Annotated in this window: 28 protein-coding genes; 21 read left to right on the forward strand and 7 right to left on the reverse strand. The window is 68.4% G+C overall.

All coding sequences use genetic code 11. The annotated features are described in order from the left end of the window. Positions 1-78 precede the first annotated feature (78 nt). The gene (locus tag SB754_RS00840; protein ID WP_410780459.1) at positions 79-852 is read right to left on the reverse strand and encodes an SDR family oxidoreductase; all 774 of its coding nucleotides are present in this window, start codon (positions 850-852) and stop codon (positions 79-81) included. Between the two features lie 17 nt (positions 853-869). Between SB754_RS00840 and SB754_RS00845 the strand changes: the two genes are divergently transcribed. Further along, positions 870-1,475, forward strand: coding sequence for a TetR/AcrR family transcriptional regulator (locus tag SB754_RS00845; protein WP_410780460.1), 606 nt, complete (start codon positions 870-872; stop codon positions 1,473-1,475). Between the two features lie 152 nt (positions 1,476-1,627). On the opposite strand, the gene SB754_RS00850 is transcribed toward SB754_RS00845, so the two are convergent. Next, positions 1,628-2,248, reverse strand: a complete 621-nt coding sequence (locus SB754_RS00850) for a glyoxalase (RefSeq protein WP_410780461.1) — start codon at positions 2,246-2,248, stop codon at positions 1,628-1,630. Positions 2,249-2,502: 254 nt separating this feature from the next. Between SB754_RS00850 and SB754_RS00855 the strand changes: the two genes are divergently transcribed. Continuing rightward, the gene (locus tag SB754_RS00855) at positions 2,503-3,039 is read left to right on the forward strand and encodes a hypothetical protein (protein WP_410780462.1); all 537 of its coding nucleotides are present in this window, start codon (positions 2,503-2,505) and stop codon (positions 3,037-3,039) included. 188 nt (positions 3,040-3,227) lie between these two features. Here SB754_RS00855 and SB754_RS00860 read toward each other — a convergent pair whose 3' ends face one another. Next, entirely contained in the window at positions 3,228-3,620 is a 393-nt protein-coding gene (locus SB754_RS00860; protein ID WP_410780463.1) for a hypothetical protein, read from the reverse strand. A gap of 121 nt (positions 3,621-3,741) precedes the next feature. Beyond that, positions 3,742-4,569: a hypothetical protein gene (locus tag SB754_RS00865; RefSeq protein WP_410780464.1), complete on the reverse strand. Its 828-nt coding sequence runs from the start codon at positions 4,567-4,569 to the stop codon at positions 3,742-3,744. A gap of 95 nt (positions 4,570-4,664) precedes the next feature. On the opposite strand from SB754_RS00865, the gene SB754_RS00870 reads away from it, so the two are divergent. The 17 genes from SB754_RS00870 (at position 4,665) to SB754_RS00950 (ending at position 19,097) form a co-directional block, all read left to right on the forward strand. Continuing rightward, positions 4,665-5,174 (forward strand): DUF2127 domain-containing protein, encoded by a 510-nt coding sequence (locus SB754_RS00870; RefSeq protein WP_410780465.1) that lies wholly within the window; start codon positions 4,665-4,667, stop codon positions 5,172-5,174. A gap of 97 nt (positions 5,175-5,271) precedes the next feature. Further along, the gene (locus SB754_RS00875) at positions 5,272-6,042 is read left to right on the forward strand and encodes an ABC transporter ATP-binding protein (protein ID WP_410780466.1); all 771 of its coding nucleotides are present in this window, start codon (positions 5,272-5,274) and stop codon (positions 6,040-6,042) included. Then, a complete protein-coding gene (locus tag SB754_RS00880; RefSeq protein WP_410780467.1) occupies positions 6,039-6,806 on the forward strand; it encodes an ABC transporter permease in 768 nt (255 codons plus the stop codon). Before SB754_RS00875 ends, SB754_RS00880 begins: the two co-directional genes overlap by 4 nt. Before the next feature lie 61 nt (positions 6,807-6,867). Further along, a complete protein-coding gene (locus tag SB754_RS00885; RefSeq protein WP_410780468.1) occupies positions 6,868-7,770 on the forward strand; it encodes a MurR/RpiR family transcriptional regulator in 903 nt (300 codons plus the stop codon). A gap of 151 nt (positions 7,771-7,921) precedes the next feature. Further along, positions 7,922-9,055: an ABC transporter ATP-binding protein gene (locus SB754_RS00890; protein WP_410780469.1), complete on the forward strand. Its 1,134-nt coding sequence runs from the start codon at positions 7,922-7,924 to the stop codon at positions 9,053-9,055. A gap of 40 nt (positions 9,056-9,095) precedes the next feature. Beyond that, positions 9,096-10,469 (forward strand): extracellular solute-binding protein, encoded by a 1,374-nt coding sequence (locus SB754_RS00895; RefSeq protein ID WP_410780470.1) that lies wholly within the window; start codon positions 9,096-9,098, stop codon positions 10,467-10,469. Between the two features lie 29 nt (positions 10,470-10,498). Further along, positions 10,499-11,257 (forward strand): tyrosine-protein phosphatase, encoded by a 759-nt coding sequence (locus SB754_RS00900; RefSeq protein ID WP_410780471.1) that lies wholly within the window; start codon positions 10,499-10,501, stop codon positions 11,255-11,257. Positions 11,258-11,275: 18 nt separating this feature from the next. Then, the gene (locus SB754_RS00905) at positions 11,276-12,175 is read left to right on the forward strand and encodes a phosphodiesterase (RefSeq protein WP_410780472.1); all 900 of its coding nucleotides are present in this window, start codon (positions 11,276-11,278) and stop codon (positions 12,173-12,175) included. 20 nt (positions 12,176-12,195) lie between these two features. Continuing rightward, positions 12,196-13,161, forward strand: a complete 966-nt coding sequence (locus tag SB754_RS00910; RefSeq protein ID WP_410780473.1) for a carbohydrate ABC transporter permease — start codon at positions 12,196-12,198, stop codon at positions 13,159-13,161. Between the two features lie 9 nt (positions 13,162-13,170). After that, positions 13,171-14,076 (forward strand): carbohydrate ABC transporter permease, encoded by a 906-nt coding sequence (locus SB754_RS00915; RefSeq protein ID WP_410780474.1) that lies wholly within the window; start codon positions 13,171-13,173, stop codon positions 14,074-14,076. A 25-nt stretch (positions 14,077-14,101) separates the two neighbouring features. Further along, the gene (locus SB754_RS00920; protein WP_410780475.1) at positions 14,102-14,953 is read left to right on the forward strand and encodes a metallophosphoesterase family protein; all 852 of its coding nucleotides are present in this window, start codon (positions 14,102-14,104) and stop codon (positions 14,951-14,953) included. A 28-nt stretch (positions 14,954-14,981) separates the two neighbouring features. Continuing rightward, positions 14,982-15,611 (forward strand): TetR/AcrR family transcriptional regulator, encoded by a 630-nt coding sequence (locus tag SB754_RS00925; RefSeq protein WP_410780476.1) that lies wholly within the window; start codon positions 14,982-14,984, stop codon positions 15,609-15,611. 145 nt (positions 15,612-15,756) lie between these two features. Then, complete coding sequence (locus tag SB754_RS00930; RefSeq protein WP_410780477.1) at positions 15,757-16,674, forward strand: NADP-dependent oxidoreductase; 918 nt, start codon at positions 15,757-15,759, stop codon at positions 16,672-16,674. A gap of 31 nt (positions 16,675-16,705) precedes the next feature. Next, positions 16,706-17,146, forward strand: a complete 441-nt coding sequence (locus SB754_RS00935) for a GNAT family N-acetyltransferase (protein ID WP_410780478.1) — start codon at positions 16,706-16,708, stop codon at positions 17,144-17,146. 10 nt (positions 17,147-17,156) lie between these two features. Continuing rightward, the gene (locus tag SB754_RS00940) at positions 17,157-17,489 is read left to right on the forward strand and encodes a hypothetical protein (RefSeq protein WP_410780479.1); all 333 of its coding nucleotides are present in this window, start codon (positions 17,157-17,159) and stop codon (positions 17,487-17,489) included. A 50-nt stretch (positions 17,490-17,539) separates the two neighbouring features. Then, positions 17,540-18,124: a TetR/AcrR family transcriptional regulator gene (locus SB754_RS00945; RefSeq protein ID WP_410780480.1), complete on the forward strand. Its 585-nt coding sequence runs from the start codon at positions 17,540-17,542 to the stop codon at positions 18,122-18,124. A 31-nt stretch (positions 18,125-18,155) separates the two neighbouring features. Further along, complete coding sequence (locus tag SB754_RS00950) at positions 18,156-19,097, forward strand: SDR family NAD(P)-dependent oxidoreductase (RefSeq protein WP_410780481.1); 942 nt, start codon at positions 18,156-18,158, stop codon at positions 19,095-19,097. Here SB754_RS00950 and SB754_RS00955 read toward each other — a convergent pair. After that, positions 19,081-19,494, reverse strand: coding sequence for a MarR family winged helix-turn-helix transcriptional regulator (locus SB754_RS00955; RefSeq protein WP_410780482.1), 414 nt, complete (start codon positions 19,492-19,494; stop codon positions 19,081-19,083). The two genes, SB754_RS00950 and SB754_RS00955, sit on opposite strands and share 17 nt — an antisense overlap. 50 nt (positions 19,495-19,544) lie before the next feature. On the opposite strand from SB754_RS00955, the gene SB754_RS00960 reads away from it, so the two are divergent. Further along, entirely contained in the window at positions 19,545-20,321 is a 777-nt protein-coding gene (locus tag SB754_RS00960; protein ID WP_410780483.1) for an alpha/beta fold hydrolase, read from the forward strand. A gap of 7 nt (positions 20,322-20,328) precedes the next feature. Here the strand turns inward: SB754_RS00960 and SB754_RS00965 are convergent, their stop codons facing one another. Then, a complete protein-coding gene (locus SB754_RS00965; protein WP_410780484.1) occupies positions 20,329-20,472 on the reverse strand; it encodes a hypothetical protein in 144 nt (47 codons plus the stop codon). 55 nt (positions 20,473-20,527) lie between these two features. Next, positions 20,528-21,550, reverse strand: a complete 1,023-nt coding sequence (locus tag SB754_RS00970) for a zinc-dependent alcohol dehydrogenase family protein (RefSeq protein ID WP_410780485.1) — start codon at positions 21,548-21,550, stop codon at positions 20,528-20,530. 454 nt (positions 21,551-22,004) lie between these two features. Here SB754_RS00970 and SB754_RS00975 point away from each other — a divergent pair, with 454 nt between their 5' ends. Continuing rightward, positions 22,005-22,595 carry a hypothetical protein gene (locus SB754_RS00975; protein ID WP_410780486.1) on the forward strand — a complete coding sequence of 197 codons (591 nt, stop codon included), beginning with the start codon at positions 22,005-22,007 and terminating at the stop codon, positions 22,593-22,595. Positions 22,596-22,644 lie beyond the last annotated feature (49 nt).

The raw sequence follows: 22,644 nt of genomic DNA on the forward strand, positions 1-22,644 counted from the left end.
TTGGCCAGCCGTCCGCTGCAGGATCCCTTGATGGCACGGCTGTGGCGCTGCCGCTGTAAGTGCGTTCTGAACGTGCGGCTACATGGCCAGCCCGCTGCCGCCGGCGACCACGATGTTCTGCCCGGTCAGATAGGTGGCGCCGTCTGAGGCGAGGAAGGCGACCGTTTCGGCGATCTCGCTCGCGTCGCCGAGTCGGCCGAGCGGGATTCGGGAGGCGAGGGCCTGTTTCTGCGCGTCGGCGGCCTCCGTGGACATCCCGAATTTCGACCAGATCGGTGTGTCGATGGCACCGGGACTCACCGCGTTGACGCGGATGCGACGTGCTGCGAGCTCGAGGGCGAGCGTCGGCACCATCGCCAACAGTGCGCCCCGGCTTGCTGCGGCAACGCTTCCGCCGGCTATGCCGTACGGCGGCGTTGCGCCGATGCCGACGGTAAAGACGATGGCCGCGCCGTCCACGAGCAGGGGAAGGGCGCTCTGGACGGTGAAGAACGCGCCCTTCGTGTTGATGCCGAGCACGTCATCCCAGGTCTGCTCGTCGACGGAACCGAGCGGCGTCGCCCGGCTGACTCCGGCGTTGACGAACAGGGTGGTCAACTGGCCGAAGCGGTCTCGGACCTCGTCGATCATCCGTGCCGTGTCGTCCAAAGATCGTGAATCCGACCGGAGCACGAGGACATCGTCGGGAAGCTCGGCGCGTGCTCGCGCAGTGCTCGAAGCCCCCTGCCCGGTGAGTGCGACGCGGTATCCGCGCTCATGCAGGAGCTTTGCGGTGGCACGGCCGATGCCGCTTGTTCCGCCGGTAATCAGGGCAGAAGGGGTAGATGTAGTCATAGACAACATTGTGCGCATTGGCTATAGTGTTGTCAATGACTACATCGGATGCCCACGGCGCGAGTGAAAGGCAGCGCCCGTACCACCACGGGAATCTTCGCGGCGAACTACTCGTCACGGCGGAAAAGGTGCTGCGCGAGGAGGGCGTCGAGCAGGTCACGCTCCGCGACCTCGCCCGGCGCGCGGGTGTCAGCCATGCTGCGCCCAGTAGACACTTTCCCGATCGGGAGGCTCTGCTCGTGGCACTTGCAGCGACAGGCTACGAACGGCTCGGCCGTGCGGTGATCCGAGCCAGGGAGGACGCCGGCGACAACTTCGATGGGCGGTTCCGAGCGTTCGCTACCGCATTCGTGCGCTTCGCCATCGAGAGCCCGGCGCTCGTGGACGTCATGTTCACGAGCGGGAAGGGCGTGGGCTCCGCAGCGCTCCAAGAGGCGAGGAGTGTGCTGTACGACGCCTTCGGGTCCCTCGTCGAGGAGGGCTTGGAGCGAAGAAGCCTTCGCCGTCTCGAACCCGATCGCCTGAAGCCGCTGATCATCGCGACCATGCAAGGCGTGGCCGCATTCGCCGCAGCAGGGACTCTGCCTGTGGAGGCCGTGGACAGCTTGATCGAAGACGCCTGCAGCCTCTTCATCATTTGAACCGAAACACGCCCGATCCTGACCCTGCCAGCGAGCCCCGGGTGCTCCGAGAATGCCGGCCCGGACCTTTGAAGACATCACCTTGCGCCCGCAACATACAAAAGCCGTTTGCTATTCGTGGGCAGTGAGGGATCGGCTATCGGACGCCACTTCTACCTGGTCGTGATGGTGCTGTCCGCGGCGAACCACGCGTAGCCGTCGGGGTCGGTGAACGCCCCGTCGCCGATGACCGCGAGGCGGTGTGCTCCGCTGCCGGCCGGGTCGATGCCGACCTGCTTCGCGAGAGCGAGGCGCTTGTACAGGGCGAGTTTGACGACGCCGGAGTCGAACTCGACGTAGACGGGGAAGCTCTTGGTCGCCGTCAGGCCCTGCTCCTGGTAGAAGCGCTTGCTGGCCTTCACACTGTCGACACCGAGCAGCAGGACGAGCCGCTCGACCTCCCCGGTGGACGGCCCGGTGGCGGTCTTGTTCGCGCTCGCGATCTGCCAGGCCGTGCCATCGGGTGCGAGGAACGAGCCGCCGTATCCCCACAGGCTCTTCGCGACCGGTTTGAGGACCTGTGCGCCGCTGGCCAACGCCCGTTCGACGGCGGTGTCCACGTCCCCCGGCTGTACGAAGATCAGCGACGGAGCGAAGCCGCGAAAGCCTGTGCTGGGCTGTGTGGCGGCGCGCACGCCGACACGATCCCCGAGACCAAGTGCGTCGCGGTAGAAGGATTCCGCAGCCGGTACGGCGTCCGGATTCGTTTCGATGGTGATGCTGTGAATGTTCATGCTTCGACCGTATGAACGGCCTGGCGCGGGCGCTTCTCCATTCCTGCTCGATGCGCGGGCGCGCATCAGCGACGGGACCATCACGTTCTTCGGTAGGTGCCATTCAGGCGACCGCGAGCACGTACTCCGGACCCTTGTTTTGGGTCGCTCGAAGAGACGGATCACTCAACTATGTTCGGCTTCGGGGGATCGGGATGTGGAATCACGGAGCAGAAGAAACGCGGCTGCGTCGAAACAGCCGCGTAAGCGTCTGGATGTCCCTTGTAGTCACGGTGCTGGCCATCGGTGGAGTCGTTGCACTTCTCAGCGTGTCCAACATGGCAGGGCTCTATGTTCCCCCGACGATCGGCCGGCTCGCTATCGGCACCTTCGATGGAGTCAACGTCCTGTTCTTGTTCATGTGGGCCTCGATGTTCCAGCTCCTGAGCGTCAACGACGGGCTCCAATACCGACTCAAGTTGGGAAAGAAGCGGGTGCCACGAAGCCGGGTGTCGGATGTGGTGATCCTCATCGCCTTCCCCTTGGTCGCCGTCCTGTGGGGAGTCTTCGCTATCTACGACGTTTTGGCCGGCCGCGCCACTGATCCGATGTATTTACGCCGGCTGCCCGAAGGGGTGCCGGCCAGTTCGCTTCAACACGGCGTCACCGAAGTCATGAGCACCTACGTCATCCTCGTCGCACTGGTTCTCGTCCTCATTGTCATCGCGCGCCGATTCAACCCGGTGGACTTCGACGAATATGACCGGCATGTTCGCGCGATCCTGCACCTGCCGACGAGTGGAGAGCGCTAACCGGCCAATCCGCCCGCTCCACTCGAGCCAACGCTGGAGCGCGTCACGAGGGACGACCGCAGTAAGGACCGTGTCGCTTGAGAGCTCTGCGCCGATGGCATACACGAACGGTTCGGTGTCGATTTCCAGTGCTGGCATCTCGACGCCTTCTACCGTGAGGACCGCTTCCCGGTTGACAGCCTTCTCGGTCAGCGGCGAGATGAAGCCCCTCGTTGTTCTGCACTCCGAGGGCTGTTCCGCCTACTGCGCTGGTAGATCACCGACCGCACACCCAGGCCGAAGCAGAAGCCGCCGAGGACAAGGCAGAGCAGCGCGATGGCATCGAACGGCGTGTAGAGCGATAACCCCTCGAATACCAAGATCGCGACGAACGATGCGACGAGGGGCAGCTGCCTTGGCAGTGCGACCGTGAGCGCCCCGATGACGAACGCCAGAAGGGCCATCCACCAAGCCCTGCTCAGCGCGTCGGCAAGCCGTTGTTGTTGCACGAACGCGATCACGATGAACATCGCAGGAAAGACTGTGCCGAGCACGATGGCGCGGATGAGGTCCCGACGACGTGATTTCGTAGTCTGACTCACGTGAGCCAGTCTGCCGCTTCAACCGAAGATGAATGGCGTGACGACACCGGTTGCGGGAAGCGATCAACCCATCCCTAGCCTGTCATTGGATCGATTGCCGATCCTCAACGGCGCCCGCGCGTCAGTGCGTCGTCACCGGGTGCAGCGCGTTCGAGATCGTGCACCCGGCCTCGCCGCGCTGCAACGTGACGTTCTGGGGGTGCCACACCTGGACCCTACCGTCGGCCGATCGCGTCCCGACCTTGCAGTCCGTGGTGCCCGAGATGCCGACCGCCGCGGCTAGGACCGAGCCCTCCGCCCCGCTGTCGCGGGTGAGGTGCGCGCCGCTCACCGGGTCGGAACGCACCGAGCCGTCGGGGAAGGCGGCCGCCAGCTGGGCGGCGAGGTTGTTCGCCGTCGCCGAGGCGAGTACCGACGACAGCCGGTCCGCCGCGTCCGCGGGGAGGGCCGGCGCAGGCAGCGGTGACGGCGGAGCCGTCGGGGTACCCGGCGGGCATACCACCTCCCTCACGGAGGTGGCTTGCCAGGCGAAGAAGGCGTGCGCGCGGAAGGCGAAGCAGCCCGACCAGTCTCCGCTCGAGCGGCCCCAGCCTCCACCGTCGGCGTGGGCGCTGATCCGCAGCACGAAGTAGGCGCCGCCGGGGTCGCGGGTCTGGCCCTCCCAGGAGATCGCCTCCGCCGATAGTGTCTCGTTCGTCCCCGGCGCTTGCTGCCAGCGTGAGCCGGGCTGGGCGTACTCGTACGCCAGGTCGGAGGCCAGGACGTTCCGCGGGCGGGAGTCGTCGACGGCCTTCGCGAGACGATCGGCTCCACTTCTGGCGGCGTCGTGGGCGCGGCCGTCGGGCGTCGCGAATGCCGGCACGCACCCCGCCAGCCCGGTGACCAGCACCACCGCTGCGAGCAGGGCCCACCCGACCCGCCCGCGCGACCACCCCTCGCGACTCGGCATGTGCCGACCCTAGCGGACCCGGTGCTGCGGCCGCGCACCGCATACACACTGGGCGGCAGGCGCGCCCGAGCCTGGCTGAGCGTACCTTCGGTCGCATGGCGGGCAACCGTGAGCATGGGGTCCTGGACCGGACCTTCTTCATCAGCCTCATCCTGAAGGGGCTGGATGGGGTGCTGGAGCTGGTCTTCGGCGTCGCCCTTCTCGTCGTCACGCCGGAGCAGATCGCGGCGGTGGTGCGGTCGCTCGCGCGACCGGAACTCCACGAGGATCCGCACGACGTCGTCGCGAACTGGCTGGTTCGCTACGCCGACTCGCTCGATGTCTCGACGACCCTGTTCGGCGCCGTGTACCTGCTCGCCCATGGCGTGGTGAAGATCTTCCTCGTCGTGGCGGTCCTGCGCGGCAAGCTGTGGGCCTACCCCTGGCTGATCGGGTTCCTGACACTCTTCATCGGCTACCAGGGGTTCGAGCTGGTCGTCCACTTCAGCTGGGGACTCCTCCTCCTGACGGCATTCGACATCTTCATCGTCGTCCTCACCGTGCGCGAGTACCGCCTGCGCAAGCACGACCGCGCCGAGCAGGCCGCAGAGAGTGCACACACCTGATCGGTCCGTCGGCGTATCGTCGAACTGGTGCGCCGGGAAGCCTGGTCGGCGGGCGGTCTGATAGACCGTTCTCGACGATCGATTGCAGGCACGAACCATGGTGCACACTTCTTCCACTGAGCCCGTCGACGGGGGCATGGCGATGCTCTCCGTCAGCCGCACCTTCTCCGACGGCGTCGGCGTGCACGACCTCTCGCTCCGGGTGGCTCCCGGGGAGGTGCACGCCCTGGTCGGGCTGAATGGGGCCGGTAAGTCGACCCTGATGAAGCTGCTCCTCGGGATGCTGCGGCCGGACTCGGGGCGGGTGATGGTGGGCGGCCACGACACTGCGAACGCGCCGGCCGGCGTGTGGGCGGCCGTCGGCCACCTGGTCGAGACGCCGCTGGCCTACCGCGAGCTGACCGTGGCCGGCAACCTGCAGGCGAACGCGACGTTGCAGGGCGTGACCGCCGACCAACGGAAGGCGGTCGTCGGGGCGGCCGTGAAGGAGTTCGGGCTGGCAGCGTTCTCGGCCAAGCGGGCCAGGGTGCTGTCGTCCGGCAACCGCCAGCGCCTGGGGCTGGCGGCCGCACTGCAGCATCGCCCGCGATTCGTGGTCCTGGACGAGCCGACCAACGCCCTCGACCCGGCGGGCACCATCCTGCTCCGCGACGTGCTGCGCCGGCGTGCGGACGACGGCGCAGCGATCCTGATCTCCAGTCATCACCTGGATGAGGTGGCCCGGGTGGCCGATCGCATCACGGTGATGAACGCCGGACGGCTGATCGGGGGCCTGGACCCGACGGGGGCAGAACTCGAACAGGCGTTCTTCGCGGTGGTGCTCGCTGACGATGAGGCTCGCAGCGAGCCGCAGGGGAGCGCCTCATGACGGCGCCGGGCTGGGTCGCGGCCGTGTCGGTCGAGACGCAGAAGATGCGGGCGGCGCGCGTGCCGCTGGTCACGCTCGTACTGCTGGCGATCGGTGTGGCTGCGATCTGCCTGTCCACGACCATCGCGGCGACGACCGGCTCGCCGGGGGTCGTCGCGAAGCTGGGGCCGCTGGTGGCCGCTGGTGGGTGGCCCGGCTACCTGAACGCCGCCCTGCAGGTGACGGCGGCGGCCGCAGCGGGCGGGTGCGGCATCCTGCTCAGCTGGACGTTCGGGCGCGAGTTCAGCGAGGGCACCGTCTCCGGTCTGTTCGCTCTCCCGATCTCCCGGGTGGTGATTGCGTCCGCCAAGATCCTCACCTACTTGGTGTGGTCGGTTCTCGCCGCTGTCGCGATCGCGGGCGTCCTCCTCCTCGGCGGGTTCGCGGCCGGCCTGGGTGCCATGTCCGGGGCGGACCTCGGAGTCGTGCTGCGCATCCCGGTGCTGGTGCTGACGACCGCCTGCATGGCGCTCCCCGCCGCATGGGCGGCCACCCTCAGCCGCCGGCTGCTCGGCGGGATCGCGGTCACCATCGGACTGGTCGCCAGCGCCCAGGTGCTCGTCTTCGCCGGCGCGGGCGCCTGGTATCCGCCCGCCGCGCCGGCGCTCTGGGCACTGCGACCCGACCAGGTGAACGGGGACGCCCTGATGGTCGGGATGCTCGCGCCCGTCGCGTTCATCGTGCTGATCGTGCTCGCGTGGAGGCGGCTGCAGCTCGATCGGTGACGACGCCTCCCGCGCGGACCGGGACGCTCCCCGTTCGCCCCGCCGTGATAGACACGGGACCATGACAGACGCCCTTCGCGCCGACCCGCCCTTCGGCGGCACCCTCAGCTACATCGACTCGATGATCCCCTCGCTCGTCCCCAGCGAGCAGCGCGTCGCGCGGGAGATCGTCGAGCATCCGGAGGACGTGTCGATGATGTCGGCGGCCGATCTGGCCTCCCGGACGACCACCTCCGCTGCGACGGTCATCCGGGCGACCCAGAGCATGGGCTTCAAAGGATTCCAGCACCTGCGGCTGCTCCTGCTGCGCGACCTGCCCTCCCGGCTGGAGCCCGACACCGCCGGGCACGAGGGGGAGCCGCGCGAGTGGCTGCCGTCGATGTTCCGTTCGGCCGGTGAGGAGTTGGCGACGGCGCTCGCGCCCCTCGACTACGACGAGTTCGACCGGGCCGTCGCCGCGATGGCCTCCGCCCGGCGACTGCTCATCGTCGGGAACGGGGCCTCCGCGGCGATCGCGCAACTGGCGTCGCTCGGCTTCCTGAACTCGAGCCGTCCGAGCGAAGCGCCGGTCGACGCGATCGTGCAGCAGCTGACCGCTCGCGCCCTGACAGCGGGCGACGTGTGCGTGTGCATCAGCAGCAGCGGCTCCAACGGCGTCACGCTGAGCTCCGCCGAGGCGGCCGCGGCGTCCGGTGCGACCGTCGTCGGCGTCACCAGCTACCAGCGCTCGCGGCTCCACGAGCTCTCCGACGTCACGCTGGTGTGCGGGGCATCCGTCTCCCGATGGTCGACCGGCCTGATCACCGGGAACCTGGCCCACGTGCTCCTCTTCGCGGCGCTCGAACTCGCGATTTCAGCGGCGGGCGGCCTGCCTGCGACCGATCCGGCCGTGATGGATGCGGTGATGGATTTGGTCGGGCGCGACGAAGGGGATGCGTCGTCCAGTGCGGGCGACGTGAGCTGATCCGCCTGCGACGGGGAATGTGCCCCGTCGCGTCCCCACTCCGTCCCCTCCGCGTCGCCTGCTGTTCACCTCCTTTGTCCAGCATGCCCATGTAACGAAAATTCCTCCGCGCACCGAGCGAAGGAATCGCATTACATGAGTGTGAGGAGCGATGGTGAGCCGTATCGAGATCCTGGGCCTGACCCAGCAGTTCAAGGGCCACCGTGCCGTGGACGACGTCGATCTCGTGATCGAGGACGGGGACTTCGTCGTCCTGCTCGGTCCGAGCGGGTGCGGCAAGACCACCCTCCTGCGCATGATCGCGGGCCTCCTCGAACCCACGTCGGGGCGCATCCTGATCGACGGGGTGGACGTTACCGAGCTGCCGTCGAAGAAGCGCAACCTGGCGATGGTGTTCCAGAGCTACGCGCTCTACCCGCACCTGAGCGTCGCGAAGAACCTCGCCTTCCCCCTCGCGGTGCTTCGCGTCCCCCAGGAGGAGCGCTCGCGCCGGGTGCGCGAGGTGGCGGCCACCCTCGGGCTCGAGAAGCTCCTCGACCGCAAGCCGCGTGAGCTCTCCGGCGGCCAGCGGCAGCGGGTCGCGGTCGGCCGCGCGCTGGTGCGACAGCCGAGCGCGTACCTGATGGACGAGCCGCTGTCGAACCTCGACGCGAAGCTCCGCACCGCCACCCGTCAGGAGCTCAGCGAGCTCCACGACCGGCTCGACGCCACCTTCGTCTACGTCACCCACGACCAGGTGGAGGCCATGACCATGGCCACGAAGATCGTCGTCCTGGATGCCGGCCGCATCGAGCAGGCCGGAACCCCCGAGGACATTTACCACCGTCCGGCCTCGGTGTTCGTCGCAGGATTCGTCGGCGCACCACCCATGAACCTGGTGCCCGGCGTCGTCGGCTCGGTCGGCGGCGTCGTCAGCGTCACCGCCTCCGGGCTCGAGGCCCGACTCTGGGACGGCGAGGTCGAGAACCGCGACGTCGTCGTCGGGGTCAGGCCGGAGCACCTGCGCCCGGCCGACTTCTCCACCGGCGCGCTGCGAGTGGAGGGTCTCGTCGAACGGATCGAGAACCTCGGCAGCGAGCAGGTGCTGTACCTCCGGGTCGGCGAGACGCTGCTGACCGCGCGCGGCGACCACTTCGGTGGGGTTCGCAGCGGCGAGCCGATCGCCCTCGGCGCCGCGCTGGAGCGCATCCACCTCTTCGACCGCGCGACCGGGCGCCGCCTCGAGTGGGTGCCCGACTCCGACGACCTTCCCTCCGTTCCGACGTCCGTCTCCGTCCCGGCCTGAGCGCCGGGTCACCCCCACAACCCGAAGGAGCACGACCACCATGCCCATCCGCACCCGTGTGATCGCCACCGCCGCGCTCGCCGCCGTCACCGCCCTCGCGCTGTCCGGCTGCGTCGGCGCCGGCGTCGCGGCCGAGTCCACCGGCGATGCTGGAGCGACCGCCACCATCCCCACCCTCGGCCCGGACCAGAAGGTGTCGATCACGTTCGAGAGCTACAACCTGGCGCAGGCCGGGGCCTGGACGGACACCATTCAGGGCCTCATCAAGACCTTCGAGAGCCAGCACCCCAACATCACCGTGACGGGCCAGGCGCCGACCGCGGCCGCGGGAGCGAACACCTCCTACATCTCCAGCGTGCAGACCGAGATGCTGGCCGGCAAGGCGCCGGATGTCGCGCAGCTCACCTTCGACGGCCTGGACTACATCGCCAACGACCTGGGCGCCCAGCCGATCTCGAAGCTCGTCGGAGAGAAGGCGGTCGAGGATGCGTTCGGCGGCGAGTACCCCATGAACGCGAACGCCACCAAGCTGGGCGACTGGAACGGCGTCACCTACGGCATCCCGTACGTGTTCTCGACGCCGGTGCTCTGGTACAACGCCACCGCGCTGGCGAAGGCCGGGGTCACGAACCCCGACTTCTCGACCTGGGACGGCCTCCAGAAGGTGGCTGCGCAGGTGAAGGCGAAGACCGGAACTCCGCCCGTGACCATCTCGTGCACGGTGACCGGCGGCGACTGGTGCATGCAGGGCATCATCAAGTCGAACGGCGGCAAGATCGTGAGCGCCGATCACAAGACCATCGAGTTCGGCGACTCCGGATCGGTCGGCGCTGTGCAGGAGATGCGCAAGCTCAACGACGCCGGGCTGCTGCAGAACCTCGACTCGACGAGCATGTACACGGCCTTCGCCGCGGGCAAGTCGCTCATCCAGGTGCAGACGTCCGCGCTGCAAAGCGCGTTCATGGCGGGCGCGAAGGCCGGCGGCTGGGAGCTGAAGAACACCACGCTGCCCGCCTTCGGCGACAAGACCGTCGCACCGACCAACTCCGGCTCGGCGCTGTTCATCATGTCGAAGGACCCGGCCAAGCAGGCGGCCGCGTGGGAGTTCATCAAGTTCATGACCAGCCCGACGGCGTACGAGCAGATCTCGACGAAGATCGGCTACCTCCCGCTGCGCGACACCATGACCGAGGGCAGCGGCCCGCTCGCCGAGTGGGCGAAGTCGAACCCGCTCGTCGCGCCGAACATCGCCCAGCTGAAGAAGCTGCAGCCGTGGGAGTCGTACCCGGGCTCCAACTACAGCCAGATCAGCACCATCTTCTCCAAGGCCGTCGAGGACTCCATCTACTACGGCAAGGACCCGAAGACGACGATGCAGGACGCCCAGAAGCAAGCCCAGGCGCTGGTCAAGTGAGCGACCGAGCGAGCACCGAGGAGACGACGATGACCGACATCCTTTCCCGTCCACTGCCCGTCGAGGGCACGTACAACCTCCGCGACGTCGGCGGGTACCGCGCAGGAGACCTGACGGTGCGCGCCGGCAAGCTCTACCGCTCGGACGCCCTCCACGCCCTCACCCCGCGCGGACGGCAGTCCGTCGCCGACCTCGGCATCCGCCGGGTGATCGACCTCCGCTCGGACGACGAGGTGGCGGCGAGCCCCAGCCTGCTGCACGAGGAGATCGTGATCATCCGCACCCCGGTCTTCACCGGCTCGCTGCAGTCGCCGCCGACTGCAGAGGAGATCACGCTGGCACGGGTCTACGACGTGATGCTCGACCAGCACGGAACCCAGCTCGCCACGGCGGTCCGCCTGATCGCGGACTCCGGTGAGGATCCGGTGCTCGTCCACTGCACGGCGGGGAAGGACCGTACCGGCCTCGTCGTCGCGCTGGCCCTGCTGGCGGCCGGTGTCGACCGGGAGGACGTGGTCGCCGACTACGCGCAGACGGCGGACAACCTGGCCGGCCCGTGGGCAGACGCCATGCTCGAGCGGATGCGCGCGGCGGGCGCCACCGTCAGCCCCGACCTCGAACGGATCGTGACCGCGAGCCCCGCCGAACTGATGGAGGCCGTGATCGCCCGCTGGGACGCCGAGTGGGGCTCCCCGGTCGGCTACCTCCGCGCGCACGGCCTGACGGACGACGATCTCACCGCGCTGGCCGCCGCGCTGCTGCGCCCGGCCGACCCGACCAACGCCTGAACCGAGAGGACCAGAACGATGACCGACCACACCGCATACCCGACCCCGGACCACTTCATCCTGCACATCAGCGACACCCACTTCGTGGAGAAGCGCGAGCCGTTGCACGGCATCGTCGACAGCGACGCGAACCTGCAGGAGCTGTTCGACGGCTTCGACAAGTCGAACACCCGCCCTGAGGCCATCGTGTTCACCGGCGACATCGCGGACACGGCCGCCCCGGACGCCTACGACCGCATCCGCGCCCTCGTCGAGCCGGTCGCGGAGCGCTACGGCTCGCAGGTGATCTGGGTGATGGGCAACCACGACGAGCGCGCCGCCTTCCGGGTGGGTCTCCTCGGCGAGGACGCCACGACCGAGCCCTACGACCGCGTGTACGACGTCAACGGCCTGCGGATCATCGCGCTCGACTCCACAGTGCCCGGTCAGCACTGGGGCGAGATCACGGACGAGCAGCTGGAGTGGCTCGCTGAGGAGCTGAAGACGCCGGCGCCGGACGGCACCCTGCTCGCACTGCATCACCCGCCCATCCCCAGCCACCTGGGACTCATCCGCCTCTTCGAACTGCACGATCAGCCGAAGCTGGCGGACGTCATCCGCGGCACCGACGTGCGAGGCATCCTCGGCGGCCACCTGCACTACTCGACCACCGACACGTTCGCCGGAATCCCGGTGTCCGTGGCCTCCGCCACCTGCTACACGCAGGACCTCGTGATGCCGTATCCCGCCGCGCGCGGCCAGGCCGGAGGACAGTCGTACAACCTGGTGCACGTCTACGGCGACCACGTCCAGCACTCCGTCGTGCCGATCGGCCAGTTCCCGACCGCGTACGAGATGTCGGGGGAGGCGCTGGAGAAGTTCCTGTCGCTGACGCCCGAGGAGCAGCTGGCGGCCGTGCAGTCCTCGGTCGGCGAGTAACCGGGAAGCGCGAGCGCACCATGTTCGTCACAGACGCAGGACCTGCCCGGGTCGTGGGGGCGGCGGAGGCTCGCCCGGCCGCAGCGGGCGGGACGCGGCGCCGCCGACGTCGCGTCCCGCTGGCACCGTACCTCTACGTCCTCCCGGCGATCGCCCTCCTCGTCGTGTGGATCTACCGGCCGCTGTTCCAGACCTTCCAGCTGTCGTTCTACAGCTGGAACCTGCTGCCCACGCAGCCGCTGACCCCCGTCGGCCTGAAGAACTACGCCTCCGTGGTGACCTCGCCACAGCTGCGTGATGCGCTGGTCAACACCGGCGTGTACATCGCCGCGTTCCTCGTCTTCTCGGTCGTGCTCCCCATCGTCGTCGCCCTGCTGTCGCGCCGGGTGGGAGGCCGGGCGAAGACCGTCTACCAGGCGATCATCTTCGTGCCGTTCCTCGTCACGCCCGTCGCCGCTGCGGCAGTGTGGCGCTGGCTGCTCTCCGACTCGGGCGGGGCCATCCCGACCGCGCTGAAGGGTTTCGGTATCGACATCGGCGACGTGCTTCGCTCGCCGAGTGGGGCGATCTGGGCGATCATCGCGATCGTCGGCTGGCAGATGCTCGGCTTCGGCGTGCTCGTCGTCTCCGCCGGGATCGCGGGGATCAACCCCGACTACGCGCACGCCGCCTCCATCGACGGTGCGGATGGATGGACGATCCTGCGACGCATCACGCTGCCGTTGCTGTCGCCGACGATCGTCTTCCTGGTGCTGATGACGATCCTGCTGTCGGCCCAGTGGACCTACCCGATGATCGACATCCTGACGCAGGGCGGGCCCAGCGATTCGACCACCAACCTGTACTACCTGCTGTACCAGATCGGGTTCCAGAACTTCGACGCGGGCACGGCGGGAGCGGCCGGCACGCTCTTCTTCCTCGCGTTCGGGCTCATCTCGCTCGGCCTCGTCACCCTGTCCGACCGCCTCTCCTTCTTCGACAACTAGGAGCACTCCATGGCTCTCGTCCTGGTCGCCCATCCGTCGGCCCCCGTCCGTACCGTCGCGCCTCCTGTGGAGGCCCGAACCGGTGAGGCATCGGCTGCTCGTCGGCGCGGACGCTCGGTGACCGTCGTCGGGCACATCGTGCTCGCGGTGGTCGCCGTCGCGAGCATCTTCCCCATCTACTGGATGTTCGCCACTGCATTCAGGCAGCCGGCGGACGCCGCCGCGCAGACACTGGTCCCGTGGCCGCTGTCGGTGGACAGCTACGTCACCGTGTGGCAGCAGATCCCCATCCTCGCCATGATCGGCAACACGTTCCTGATGGCGTTCTCGGTCGCGGTGTGCCAGCTGATCATCGCGATCCTCGCCGCATACGGCTTCGCGATGTGGCAGTTCCCGGGGAAGAACATCCTGTTCCTGCTCTTCATCGGCTCCTGGCTGGTGCCGTTCCAGGTCACGATGATCCCGAACTACGTCCTGATCTCGCAGCTCGGGCTGCTGGGCACCATCGGTGGCGTCATCGTCCCCAACCTGTGCTCGGCGTTCGCCGTGATGCTGATGCGGCAGCACATGCAGTCGTTCCCGCGGGAGCTGATCGACGCCGCCCACATGGACGGCCGGTCGCACTGGGGCATCCTGATCCGGGTCGTGCTGCCCAACATGCGGCCCGCGCTCGCCGCCCTCGGCATCATGCTGTTCATCGAAGCGTGGAACAACTACCTGTGGCCGTCGCTGATCTTCCAGCACCAGTCGGACGCGCTCATCCAGGTGGGCATCCGCAGCTTCCTCGGCGCCGAGGGCGACAACTGGGGCGCCATCATGGCGGCCGCCGGGCTCGCCTGCCTGCCCATCTTCCTCATCTACCTCTTCCTGCAGCGCTACATCGTCGACGCGTTCGTCCGTTCCGGACTGCGCTGACCGTCCCCACCCGAGAGGAACAACCGTGAAGATCGTCCAGCTCTCCGACACCCACATCTCCCACCTGGGAGGAGCGACCACCGAGAACCTGCAGCGGTTCGTCGCGCTGATCAACGACATCCGCCCGACGTTCGTCGTGCACAGCGGGGACGTCGCCATCCTCGACCCGGACAACGCGGAGGACCGCGAGGCTGCCCGGGAGATCCTGGCCGGCATCCAGGCGCCGCTCCGCGTGCTGCCGGGCAACCACGACGTGGGGGAGCGGCCGGAGAACGCCTGGGCGGACATCCAGGTCACGTCCGAGCGCGTCCGCGCGTTCTCGTCGACGTTCGGCCCCGACCACTGGGTGGAGACGGTGGGCGACTGGGCGGTCGTCGGCCTCGACAGCGAGATCATGGGCAGCGGCCTCCCCGAAGAGGAGGAGCAGTGGGGGTGGATCGAGTCCCTCCCCGCGCTGATCGGCGCCCGGCCGACCCTGCTGTTCAGCCACAAGCCGGTCTGGAACCCGTACCCCGCGGTGACCGAGCACAACATCAGCATCCCCGATGCGTCGCGGGACCGCCTGCTCTCCGCCCTCGCCGACGTCGACGTGGCCGCGTTCGGAAGCGGACACCTGCACCAGTACGCGGTGACCCAGGAGGCGGTCGGCGGCCGCGAGGTGCTGGCGGTCTCCGCCCCGGCCACGGGGTTCGCGCACGCCGGCCTCGGCGGCTCGGCGCTGGCGCAGCAGGGCATCGTCGAATACGTGCTGGGGGAGGGCGACGGGGCCGGTTCCGTGCGGCCGTTCTTCCGCAACCTCGCGACGCTCACCGAGGTGCCGCCGACTGAGATCCCCGAGTTCGCCTCCGCACTCGACGCGCTGGGCGTCAGCCTCTGAGGAGGCCGTCGGGACGTACCATGAGGAGGTGTCCGCGACCGCCGAGACGACGACCACCGCTCGCCTCACCGCGCGCGGCGCGAAGACGCGTGAACGGATCGTCGAGGCTGCGGCCGAGCTCATGTACGTCCGCGGCGTCGGATCGACCACTCTCGACGACGTGCGCACCGCAAGTGGTGCGAGCAAGTCGCAGCTCTACCGGCATTTCGCCAACAAGGACGAGATCGTTCGCGCTGTCATCGAGCTGATGGGCGAGCGGGTGATCCAGCGCGAGCAGCAAGCCCTCGGCGGGGTTTCGAACATCGAGGGACTGCGGCGCTGGAGGGACGCGCTGGTGCAGAACAACGCGCTGCGGCACGGAGCGTACGGCTGCGCGCTCGGTTCCTTCGCTTCCGAGGTCTCCGACCACGACGACGTAGCGCGCCGCGCCCTCCACGCGCTCTTCGCCGAGTGGAAGGACCTTCTCGCCGGGGCGATCCGGAGAATGCAGGAAAACGGCAAGCTTTCCGCGGGTGCCCCGGTCGACGAACTCGCTACCGGCCTTCTCGGCGCTGTGCAGGGCGGCTACATGCTGGCGCAGACGGCTCACGATGTGACGCCGATGGGTACGTCGATCGACATGGCCCTCGCGCACATCCAGAGCCTGTCGTCCGGCTGACGCACTCCTTCCTCGGTTCTCGGGGCAGGCTTAAGAGGACCAAATGGTCCTATTTGCGAATAGGATGTTCCGTAACTCGGCCACGAGGTCGAACCTGGACATAGCACGCCGGCCTGCACGGTTGGCCTGCGCAAGGAGGTGCCTCATGCGGGCAGTAGTGGTGACCGATCAGGCTGCGGGACCGGCGGGGATGAGGCTGGAGGACCGGCCGGAACCCAAGCCGGCCATCAATGACGTCATCGTCGAGGTGCATGCCGCCGCGTTCGTGCCGACCGAGGTCGGCTGGCCCTCCACAGTCGTCGACCGTGCCGGAAAGGACCGCACCCCCTCGATCGTCGGCCACGACCTGGCAGGGGTCGTCACCGCACTCGGTTACGGCACCACGGGCCTCACGGTGGGACAGCGCGTGTTCGGTATCTCGGACTGGCACCGCGACGGCACGCTCGCCGAGTACGTGGCGGTCGAATCCCGGAATCTTGCCGCTCTTCCCGGCGATGTCGACTTCACCGTTGGCGCGAGCCTCCCGATCTCCGGGCTCACCGCGTGGCAGGGGCTGTTCCAGCACGGCCGCCTGCGCTCAGGGCAGACGGTCCTCGCGCACGGCGCGGCCGGGGCCGTCGGCACGATGGTGACCCAGCTCGCCCGCGAGGCCGGCGCCTACGTGATCGGCACCGGCCGTGCCGGCGACCGCGAGAAGGCGCTCGACTACGGAGCGCACGAGTTCGTCGATCTCGAGAACGACGACCTCGCAGACGTCGGAGGCGTCGACCTGGTGTTCGACGTCATCGGCGGGGAGATCCAAGAGAAGTCCGCCCTCCTGATCCGGCCCGGCGGCACGCTGGTGACCGTGACAGGCCTCGGCGACGTGCGACCGGAGGATGGCCTCTCGGTCGACTTCGTCGTCGAGTCCGTGCCGTCGCAGCTCACCGAGATCGTTCAGCGTGTCCGCGACGGCCGGCTCCGCACCAACATCGACGAGGTCGCGGGCTTCGACGACGTCATCGCCGCGCTGAATCCGACGCAGCGGCGAAAGGGCAAGACCGTCATCCGCATCCGCGGCTGACGGCGAGATCGACCCAGCGAAAGGACCAGCGATGGCCGACACAGATTTCGAATACCCGGATGAGGCCGGATACCCCGATGGCGTGGGCACTCTCACTCAGGATCAGGTCGTCCTCATCGACGAAGTGGCAGCGGACGACCACTCGCTCGGCATCGACCTCTTCGTCACCGACAACGACGCCATCTCCACCTATGAGGCGATCTCCGGTGACACGGTGATCGGCGGCCTGACCTACAACGTTGCCACCGATGATCGGCTGGTCCTGGTGGCGGCCGCGGTGTTCCCCGAATACCGCGGGCAGGGCGTCGCCACCGAGCTGATCCGACGCGTCCTGGAGGACGTGCGCTCCCGTGGCAAGACCGTGACGATCCTGTGCCCGATCGTGTGGGCCTTCATCGACCGCAACCCCGGATACGCCGATCTGGTCGACCCGGACCTCCCCGGATCGCGCAAGACCCGGCAGGAAGACTGAGGTCGAAGACATGAACCAGAAGAAGCACAAGGATCCGGCGCACTTCCCGGTGATGGATGGCGCTCAGCCGGCGCCTCGCGAGGATCAGATCGCGGGCATCGTCCAGCGGGTCTGGGCCGACTCCCGCGTCTACCACCAGGACGTGGAGGTTCTGCTCCGCGAATGGCTGACCACCGACCAGTGCGTCGTGACCGAAGCCGAGTTCGCGATGTTGCTCGACAAGGCTCGAGGCGAGTTCGATCGCATCGCTGCTCCGGACGAGTCAGGCGCTGCTGTCTGTCCCGCGCACTCGCTCGTCGCCTGCGTCTACTGGGATGTGCAGCAGCTGGAGCGCTCGTCCTGACGATCCTTGACCTAGTTGACTGACTGCTCAGTCAGTTATACGGTTGCAGTATGGCACGCCCCCGGAGTGACGAGAAGAAAGCTGCGATCCTCGCAGCGGCGACTGAAGCGATAGCGGCGGACGGTCTCAGCGTGCCGACCGCATCCATCGCCAAGCGTGCCGGCGTCGCCTCGGGGTCGGTGTTCGTGTATTTCGAGACGAAGGCCGTGCTGCTGAACGAGCTGTACGTGCAGTTGAAGGCCGAGATGGGCTCTGTCGCCGTTGCAGGCTTGGCGGGCGACGGCTCCACCCGTGAGCAGCTGCGACACATGTGGTCGCAGTGGCTGGGGTGGGCAACAGCGAACCCGCAGAAGCGGCGGGCTCTCGCACAACTCGAGGTCGCCGATGAGGTCAGCGAGGACAGCCACCGGCTGGTGCAGACCTCGCAGCGGGCGATGGCCGAGCTCGTCGAGCGAGCCCGCGCGGGGGGACCGCTGGCCGTTGCACCTCTCGGCTTCGTGCTGAGCCTGACCAGCGCGATGGCCGACGCGACCATGGATGCCATGATCCGCGAGCCCGAGGCCGCTGAGGCGCGCGGCGACGCGGCGTTCGAGGCCATCTGGCGCGTCCTCGCCGGTGTCGAATCCGACGCCTGACCGCACCGTCCAAGACATTTCAGGAGACACCATGACGAACCCCTCACCTTCCGCATCCTCCCGGGCCTGGGTCATCACCGGTCCGACCTCGGGTATGGGCCGCGTGGCGGCCCTCGAGCTGGCCGCGCACGGCACGGTCGTGCTCGTCGGACGCGACAGGCGCAAGCTCGACGAGGTCGCGGCCGAGATCGAGGCGCGTCCGGGCGGGCAGGCGGTCGCGGTCGTCGCCGACTTCTCCGACATCCGCAGTGCCCGACGCGCGGCCTCGGAGATCGCGGCGCTAGGCCTGCCCCTGGCGGGCGTGGCGAACAACGCCGGGATGATGGCCACCACGCCGTCCGCTGCGGAGCGGAAGTCTCCGCAGGGCTGGGATCTGTCGTTCGCGACGAACCACCTGGGACCGTTCGCGTTCACGGAGGCGCTCATCCCGCACCTGCCGGACGGCGCGAATGTCGTGTTCACCTGCTCGGGCGTGGAAGACCCCGAGCGCAGGCCCGCGGTCGCGGCCGGCTTCCGCGGCGGCCGGTACCTGTCTGCTGAAGCCAGTGCACGCGGCGAATGGGCGCCGGGAGGGTCGAACAGGCCCGGCTACGACGCCTACGCCTCCTCGAAGCAGGGCAATCTCGCCACCGTCTTCGCGCTCTCCCGCGAGATTCCGCGACTGCGCTTCCGCGCGGTGGAGCCGGGCTTCAGCCCGGGCACGGACCTCGGGCGGGATGCGAACCCGTTCCTCCAGTTCGTCGCCAAGCGGGTGATGTCCCCGCTCGCCCCCATGATCCGGTACTGGTCCACCCCCACGATCGCCGGCCGGCTCATCGCAAGGATCGTCACGGACCCGTCGGACGCCACCGGCGTCTACTACGACGAGAAGGGTCGACCGATGGCCGCCTCCACGCAGGTCAGCGACCCGGCGTTCAGCGACAGATACATCGCAGAGACCCGCGCGCTGCTCGGGGCTACGCGTCCGCTGTGAGCAGTCGGAGGGTGCGCAGCAGCTCGGCGCGCTGTGTCTCGTCGAGCGGCGCGAACAGGTCGTGGAGCACTCCGCGAGCCACGTCGTAGCCGTCCTCGAGCGCCGCCCGGCCGCTGTCGGTGAGCGCGTACTCGAGTCTTCGGCCACGACCAGCGGAGCGGGTGACGAGCCCGCGGTCCATGAGCCGGGTGGCCAGGGCGCTGAACGACTGGTCGCTCTGGAAGGTCGCTACCGCCAGGTCGTGCCCTGAGCCGCCGGGCATCCGCTCGATGGCGCGCAGCGCATCCCACTGGACGAGAGTGATGCCGACGTCGTGCAGTGCGGCATCCATCGTGCGGTGGTTGCGGTACTGCGCTCGCTTGACCTCCAGGCCGAGCACTTCCAGGTCCGTCGTCATGGTGTTACTGTATCAACACCCGTATATAAACATGTTGAGATGAGCACATCATGACCTCCCTGCTTCCCCGAGACCTTCCCCTCATCCAGGCCGGCGATCCCGGCGCGCGCACGGCCCTCGTGCTCCATGGTGGCGGCGGACCGCAGACTGTGGCGCCCATCGTGGGCCACCTCGCGAGCACCATGCACGCCGTGGCCCCGACGCATCCCGGGTGGGAGGGAACGCCGCGGCCCGACTCGATCGCCTCCGTCCGGGACCTGGCGCAGGCGTATCTCGGGTGGCTCCACGAGCGCGGCGAGCACGACATTGTCCTGGTCGGTTCGTCGATCGGAGGCTGGATCGCGCTGGAGCTGGCCCTTCAGGCCGCGGCCGACGATCGCTTCGCCGGACTGATCGCCGCTGTGGTCGACATCGACGGCGTCGGCGCGGTGGTGGAGGGACAGCCGATCGCGGACTTCTTCACTCTCGACGCCCGCGGCCTCGCCGAGGTCGCCTGGCACGACCCCGAGCGCGGCTACCGCGACCCGGCGGCGTTCACGGACGAGCAGCGCGCGATCCAGCAGGGGAACGGACGCACGATGGCCGTCATCGCAGGGACGGGCATGAGCGATCCCACCCTGCTGGCTCGCCTCGACACCGTGAAGGTCCCTGCCCTGATGGTCTGGGGCGCCAGCGATGGGATCGTCACCCCCGCGTATGGCCGGGCTGTGGCCGACGCCGTGCCCGGTGCAGAGTTCGTCGAGATCGCGGCGGCCGGACACCTCCCGCACCTCGAAGCGCCGGAGGCGACCTGGGCGGCGATCGACCCGTTCCTGGCCCGGAGCTAGCGAGTAGCTACCCGGGCTCCTCCTCGGATTCGAGGTCCTCGTCCGCGTCCACCGAGGTGTCGTCGGTCTCGGTCGCTTCGAGGGCCGCCCCGGCCTGGGCCTCGGCCTGCGCTTCGGCCCGTGCTTCGCGCTCATGACTCCGGTGGCTCACGGTGCTCCTCCTGTCGGTCGACCTGGTTGGTATCGATTGTCCTCCCTGCGCGCGGTCAGAGGGTCAGCAGGACCTTGGTGGCACGGCGCTCATCCATCGCCTTGTAGCCTTCGGCCGCCTCGTCGAGCGGGAGGGTGAGGTCGAAGACGGCGCCCGGGTCGATCCTCCGGTCCCAGATGAGCTGGATGAGGTCGGGAAGGAACCGACGGACAGGAGCCGGCCCGCCGAGGATCTGCACTTGCGAGAAGAACAGCGCATCTCCGGGGAGGTTCACGTCGTGGGTGACGCCGACGAATCCGACGTTGCCGCCGGGACGGGTCGCTCCGATCGCCTGCAGCATGGACTCCTGGTTGCCGACCGCTTCGATGACCGAGTGCGCTCCCAGTCCGTCGGTGAGCTCCTTGATCTTCGCCACACCGGCGTCGCCGCGCTCTTCGACGATGTCGGTCGCGCCGAAGTGGCGCGCCAGCTCCTGACGGTCCGCGTGCCGGGACATGGCGATGATGCGTTCGGCGCCGAGCTGCTTGGCGGCGAGGACGCCCATCAGGCCGACCGCACCGTCGCCGACCACGGCGACCGTCTTGCCGGGCCCGGCTTCAGCAGCGACAGCCGCGAACCATCCGGTGCCCAGTACATCGGAGGCGGCGAGCAGGTGCGGGATGAGGTCGGCGTCCGGCTGACCGGGTGTCGCGACCAGGGTGCCGTCGGCGAACGGGATGCGCGCCTTCTCGGCCTGAGTGCCGATCGCGCTGTCGACGAAGATGCGGTGAACGCAGCTGGACGGGAACCCGGAGCGGCAGATCTCGCAGGTGCCGTCGGAGATGACGAACGATCCGACGACGAAATCGCCCGCCTTGATCGTCTTCACGTCGCTGCCGACTTCTTCGACGACGCCGACGTATTCGTGGCCCATCTTCTGGTGGTCAGGCTGGTCGGCGCCGCGGTAGGGCCACAGGTCGGACCCGCAGATGCAGGTCGCGGCCAGTCGGACGACGGCGTCGGTCGGGTCGATGATCGTCGGGTCCTCGCGCTCCTCGACGCGGACGTCGCCGGGCGCGTACATGATGACACCACGCATAGTGCTCTCCTTCTCGGGGTCGGATGCGACCAGCCTCGGCCGGTTCCGGGCGGTGAGGGAGTCCCTGACGAAGGGTGTACTGGGAGGGCACCCCTGATCGGCCCGGTGTCCGGCATCGCGCGCGACCGACGCGGCGGGCCGTGGCCGGCGTGCGGTGCGCGGTGTGCGTCCTGTATTCAGGAGATTCGGCCTCCTCGGGTGTCTCACGTCCTTTATTCAGGACATGGAGGACGATTTGCGTCGTTTCTCCTGAGTTCAGGACCGCAATCTCGTCGACCAGCCGCTAGCTGGCCGGTCTCCTCGATGTGGGACCCGTGGCGTCCATCCGGAGCCAGGCGCCCCACACTGCCCGCACTGGTCGCGCACGAGGCGCACGATCCGATCACAGTCCGAGCCGCCCGAACGGCACGCCGGTCCTTGCGTGAGCACCCGGCAATGTGCTCGGCTGGCGACCGTGAACTTCTTTCCCCCGGATCCAGCCGAAGACGAGATCGAACCCGCCAACCATGTCTCGCAGCCGTGGTGGAAGCCATCAGACGGCGAACTCGCGGCGATCTTCCCCGTCGGTGAGACGATCGCGATCAACGACACGGTCGCTGTCATCCTGACCATGGCGCGCGTCTATAGCAACGGCGTCGAGTTCGCCATAGATCGCCGCATCCGCCGTGGCGGTACGACCCGTCGCGAGTGGCAGGAAATGCACAACCAGATGCACGGCCATTTCATGGGCCATGACCCTGATCGTCTCCGCTACGGCGCTGTCCTCGGTGACGGCCAGAAACTGATCGCCGATTGGTCGGCCGGAATGTTCGACTCCCCACCGGAGCGGCACACCCTCACGCAGACCGGCGGAGGCGGTGGAGGCGGCGAAGACAGCTACCGGTTCGACGACGCCCTGTGGCTGTGGCCGCTGCCTCCCGCCGGCCCGATCGAGGTCGTCGTCCAGTGGCCGGCGCTCGACGTGCCGGAGTCCCATGTCGTGCTCGACAGTGCCCCGCTGATCGCCCTTGCGGCGCAGGCGCGGCCGGTCTGGAGCGACGCATAGCGTCGCGTGTGCCAGCCCGAGCGCGGTCGCGGGCCTACTCACGGGTGAC

The organism is Leifsonia sp. SIMBA_070, from assembly GCF_046534635.1.
Taxonomy (GTDB): domain Bacteria; phylum Actinomycetota; class Actinomycetes; order Actinomycetales; family Microbacteriaceae; genus Leifsonia.

Excerpts from the sequence above, each read along its gene's own strand:
- SB754_RS00845 (WP_410780460.1), top strand. The coding sequence starts at position 870 with ATGACTACATCGGATGCCCACGGCGCGAGTGAAAGGCAGCGCCCGTAC.
- SB754_RS00960 (WP_410780483.1), top strand. The coding sequence starts at position 19,545 with ATGACCTCCCTGCTTCCCCGAGACCTTCCCCTCATCCAGGCCGGCGAT.
- SB754_RS00900 (WP_410780471.1), top strand. The coding sequence starts at position 10,499 with ATGACCGACATCCTTTCCCGTCCACTGCCCGTCGAGGGCACGTACAAC.
- SB754_RS00880 (WP_410780467.1), top strand. The coding sequence starts at position 6,039 with ATGACGGCGCCGGGCTGGGTCGCGGCCGTGTCGGTCGAGACGCAGAAG.
- SB754_RS00950 (WP_410780481.1), top strand. The coding sequence starts at position 18,156 with ATGACGAACCCCTCACCTTCCGCATCCTCCCGGGCCTGGGTCATCACC.
- SB754_RS00855 (WP_410780462.1), top strand. The coding sequence starts at position 2,503 with ATGTCCCTTGTAGTCACGGTGCTGGCCATCGGTGGAGTCGTTGCACTT.
- SB754_RS00870 (WP_410780465.1), top strand. The coding sequence starts at position 4,665 with ATGGCGGGCAACCGTGAGCATGGGGTCCTGGACCGGACCTTCTTCATC.
- SB754_RS00970 (WP_410780485.1), bottom strand. The coding sequence starts at position 21,550 with ATGCGTGGTGTCATCATGTACGCGCCCGGCGACGTCCGCGTCGAGGAG.
- SB754_RS00930 (WP_410780477.1), top strand. The coding sequence starts at position 15,757 with ATGCGGGCAGTAGTGGTGACCGATCAGGCTGCGGGACCGGCGGGGATG.
- SB754_RS00955 (WP_410780482.1), bottom strand. The coding sequence starts at position 19,494 with ATGACGACGGACCTGGAAGTGCTCGGCCTGGAGGTCAAGCGAGCGCAG.
- SB754_RS00890 (WP_410780469.1), top strand. The coding sequence starts at position 7,922 with ATGGTGAGCCGTATCGAGATCCTGGGCCTGACCCAGCAGTTCAAGGGC.
- SB754_RS00865 (WP_410780464.1), bottom strand. The coding sequence starts at position 4,569 with ATGCCGAGTCGCGAGGGGTGGTCGCGCGGGCGGGTCGGGTGGGCCCTG.
- SB754_RS00935 (WP_410780478.1), top strand. The coding sequence starts at position 16,706 with ATGGCCGACACAGATTTCGAATACCCGGATGAGGCCGGATACCCCGAT.
- SB754_RS00945 (WP_410780480.1), top strand. The coding sequence starts at position 17,540 with ATGGCACGCCCCCGGAGTGACGAGAAGAAAGCTGCGATCCTCGCAGCG.
- SB754_RS00905 (WP_410780472.1), top strand. The coding sequence starts at position 11,276 with ATGACCGACCACACCGCATACCCGACCCCGGACCACTTCATCCTGCAC.
- SB754_RS00840 (WP_410780459.1), bottom strand. The coding sequence starts at position 852 with ATGCGCACAATGTTGTCTATGACTACATCTACCCCTTCTGCCCTGATT.
- SB754_RS00895 (WP_410780470.1), top strand. The coding sequence starts at position 9,096 with ATGCCCATCCGCACCCGTGTGATCGCCACCGCCGCGCTCGCCGCCGTC.
- SB754_RS00875 (WP_410780466.1), top strand. The coding sequence starts at position 5,272 with ATGGTGCACACTTCTTCCACTGAGCCCGTCGACGGGGGCATGGCGATG.
- SB754_RS00915 (WP_410780474.1), top strand. The coding sequence starts at position 13,171 with ATGGCTCTCGTCCTGGTCGCCCATCCGTCGGCCCCCGTCCGTACCGTC.
- SB754_RS00885 (WP_410780468.1), top strand. The coding sequence starts at position 6,868 with ATGACAGACGCCCTTCGCGCCGACCCGCCCTTCGGCGGCACCCTCAGC.
- SB754_RS00910 (WP_410780473.1), top strand. The coding sequence starts at position 12,196 with ATGTTCGTCACAGACGCAGGACCTGCCCGGGTCGTGGGGGCGGCGGAG.
- SB754_RS00850 (WP_410780461.1), bottom strand. The coding sequence starts at position 2,248 with ATGAACATTCACAGCATCACCATCGAAACGAATCCGGACGCCGTACCG.
- SB754_RS00940 (WP_410780479.1), top strand. The coding sequence starts at position 17,157 with ATGAACCAGAAGAAGCACAAGGATCCGGCGCACTTCCCGGTGATGGAT.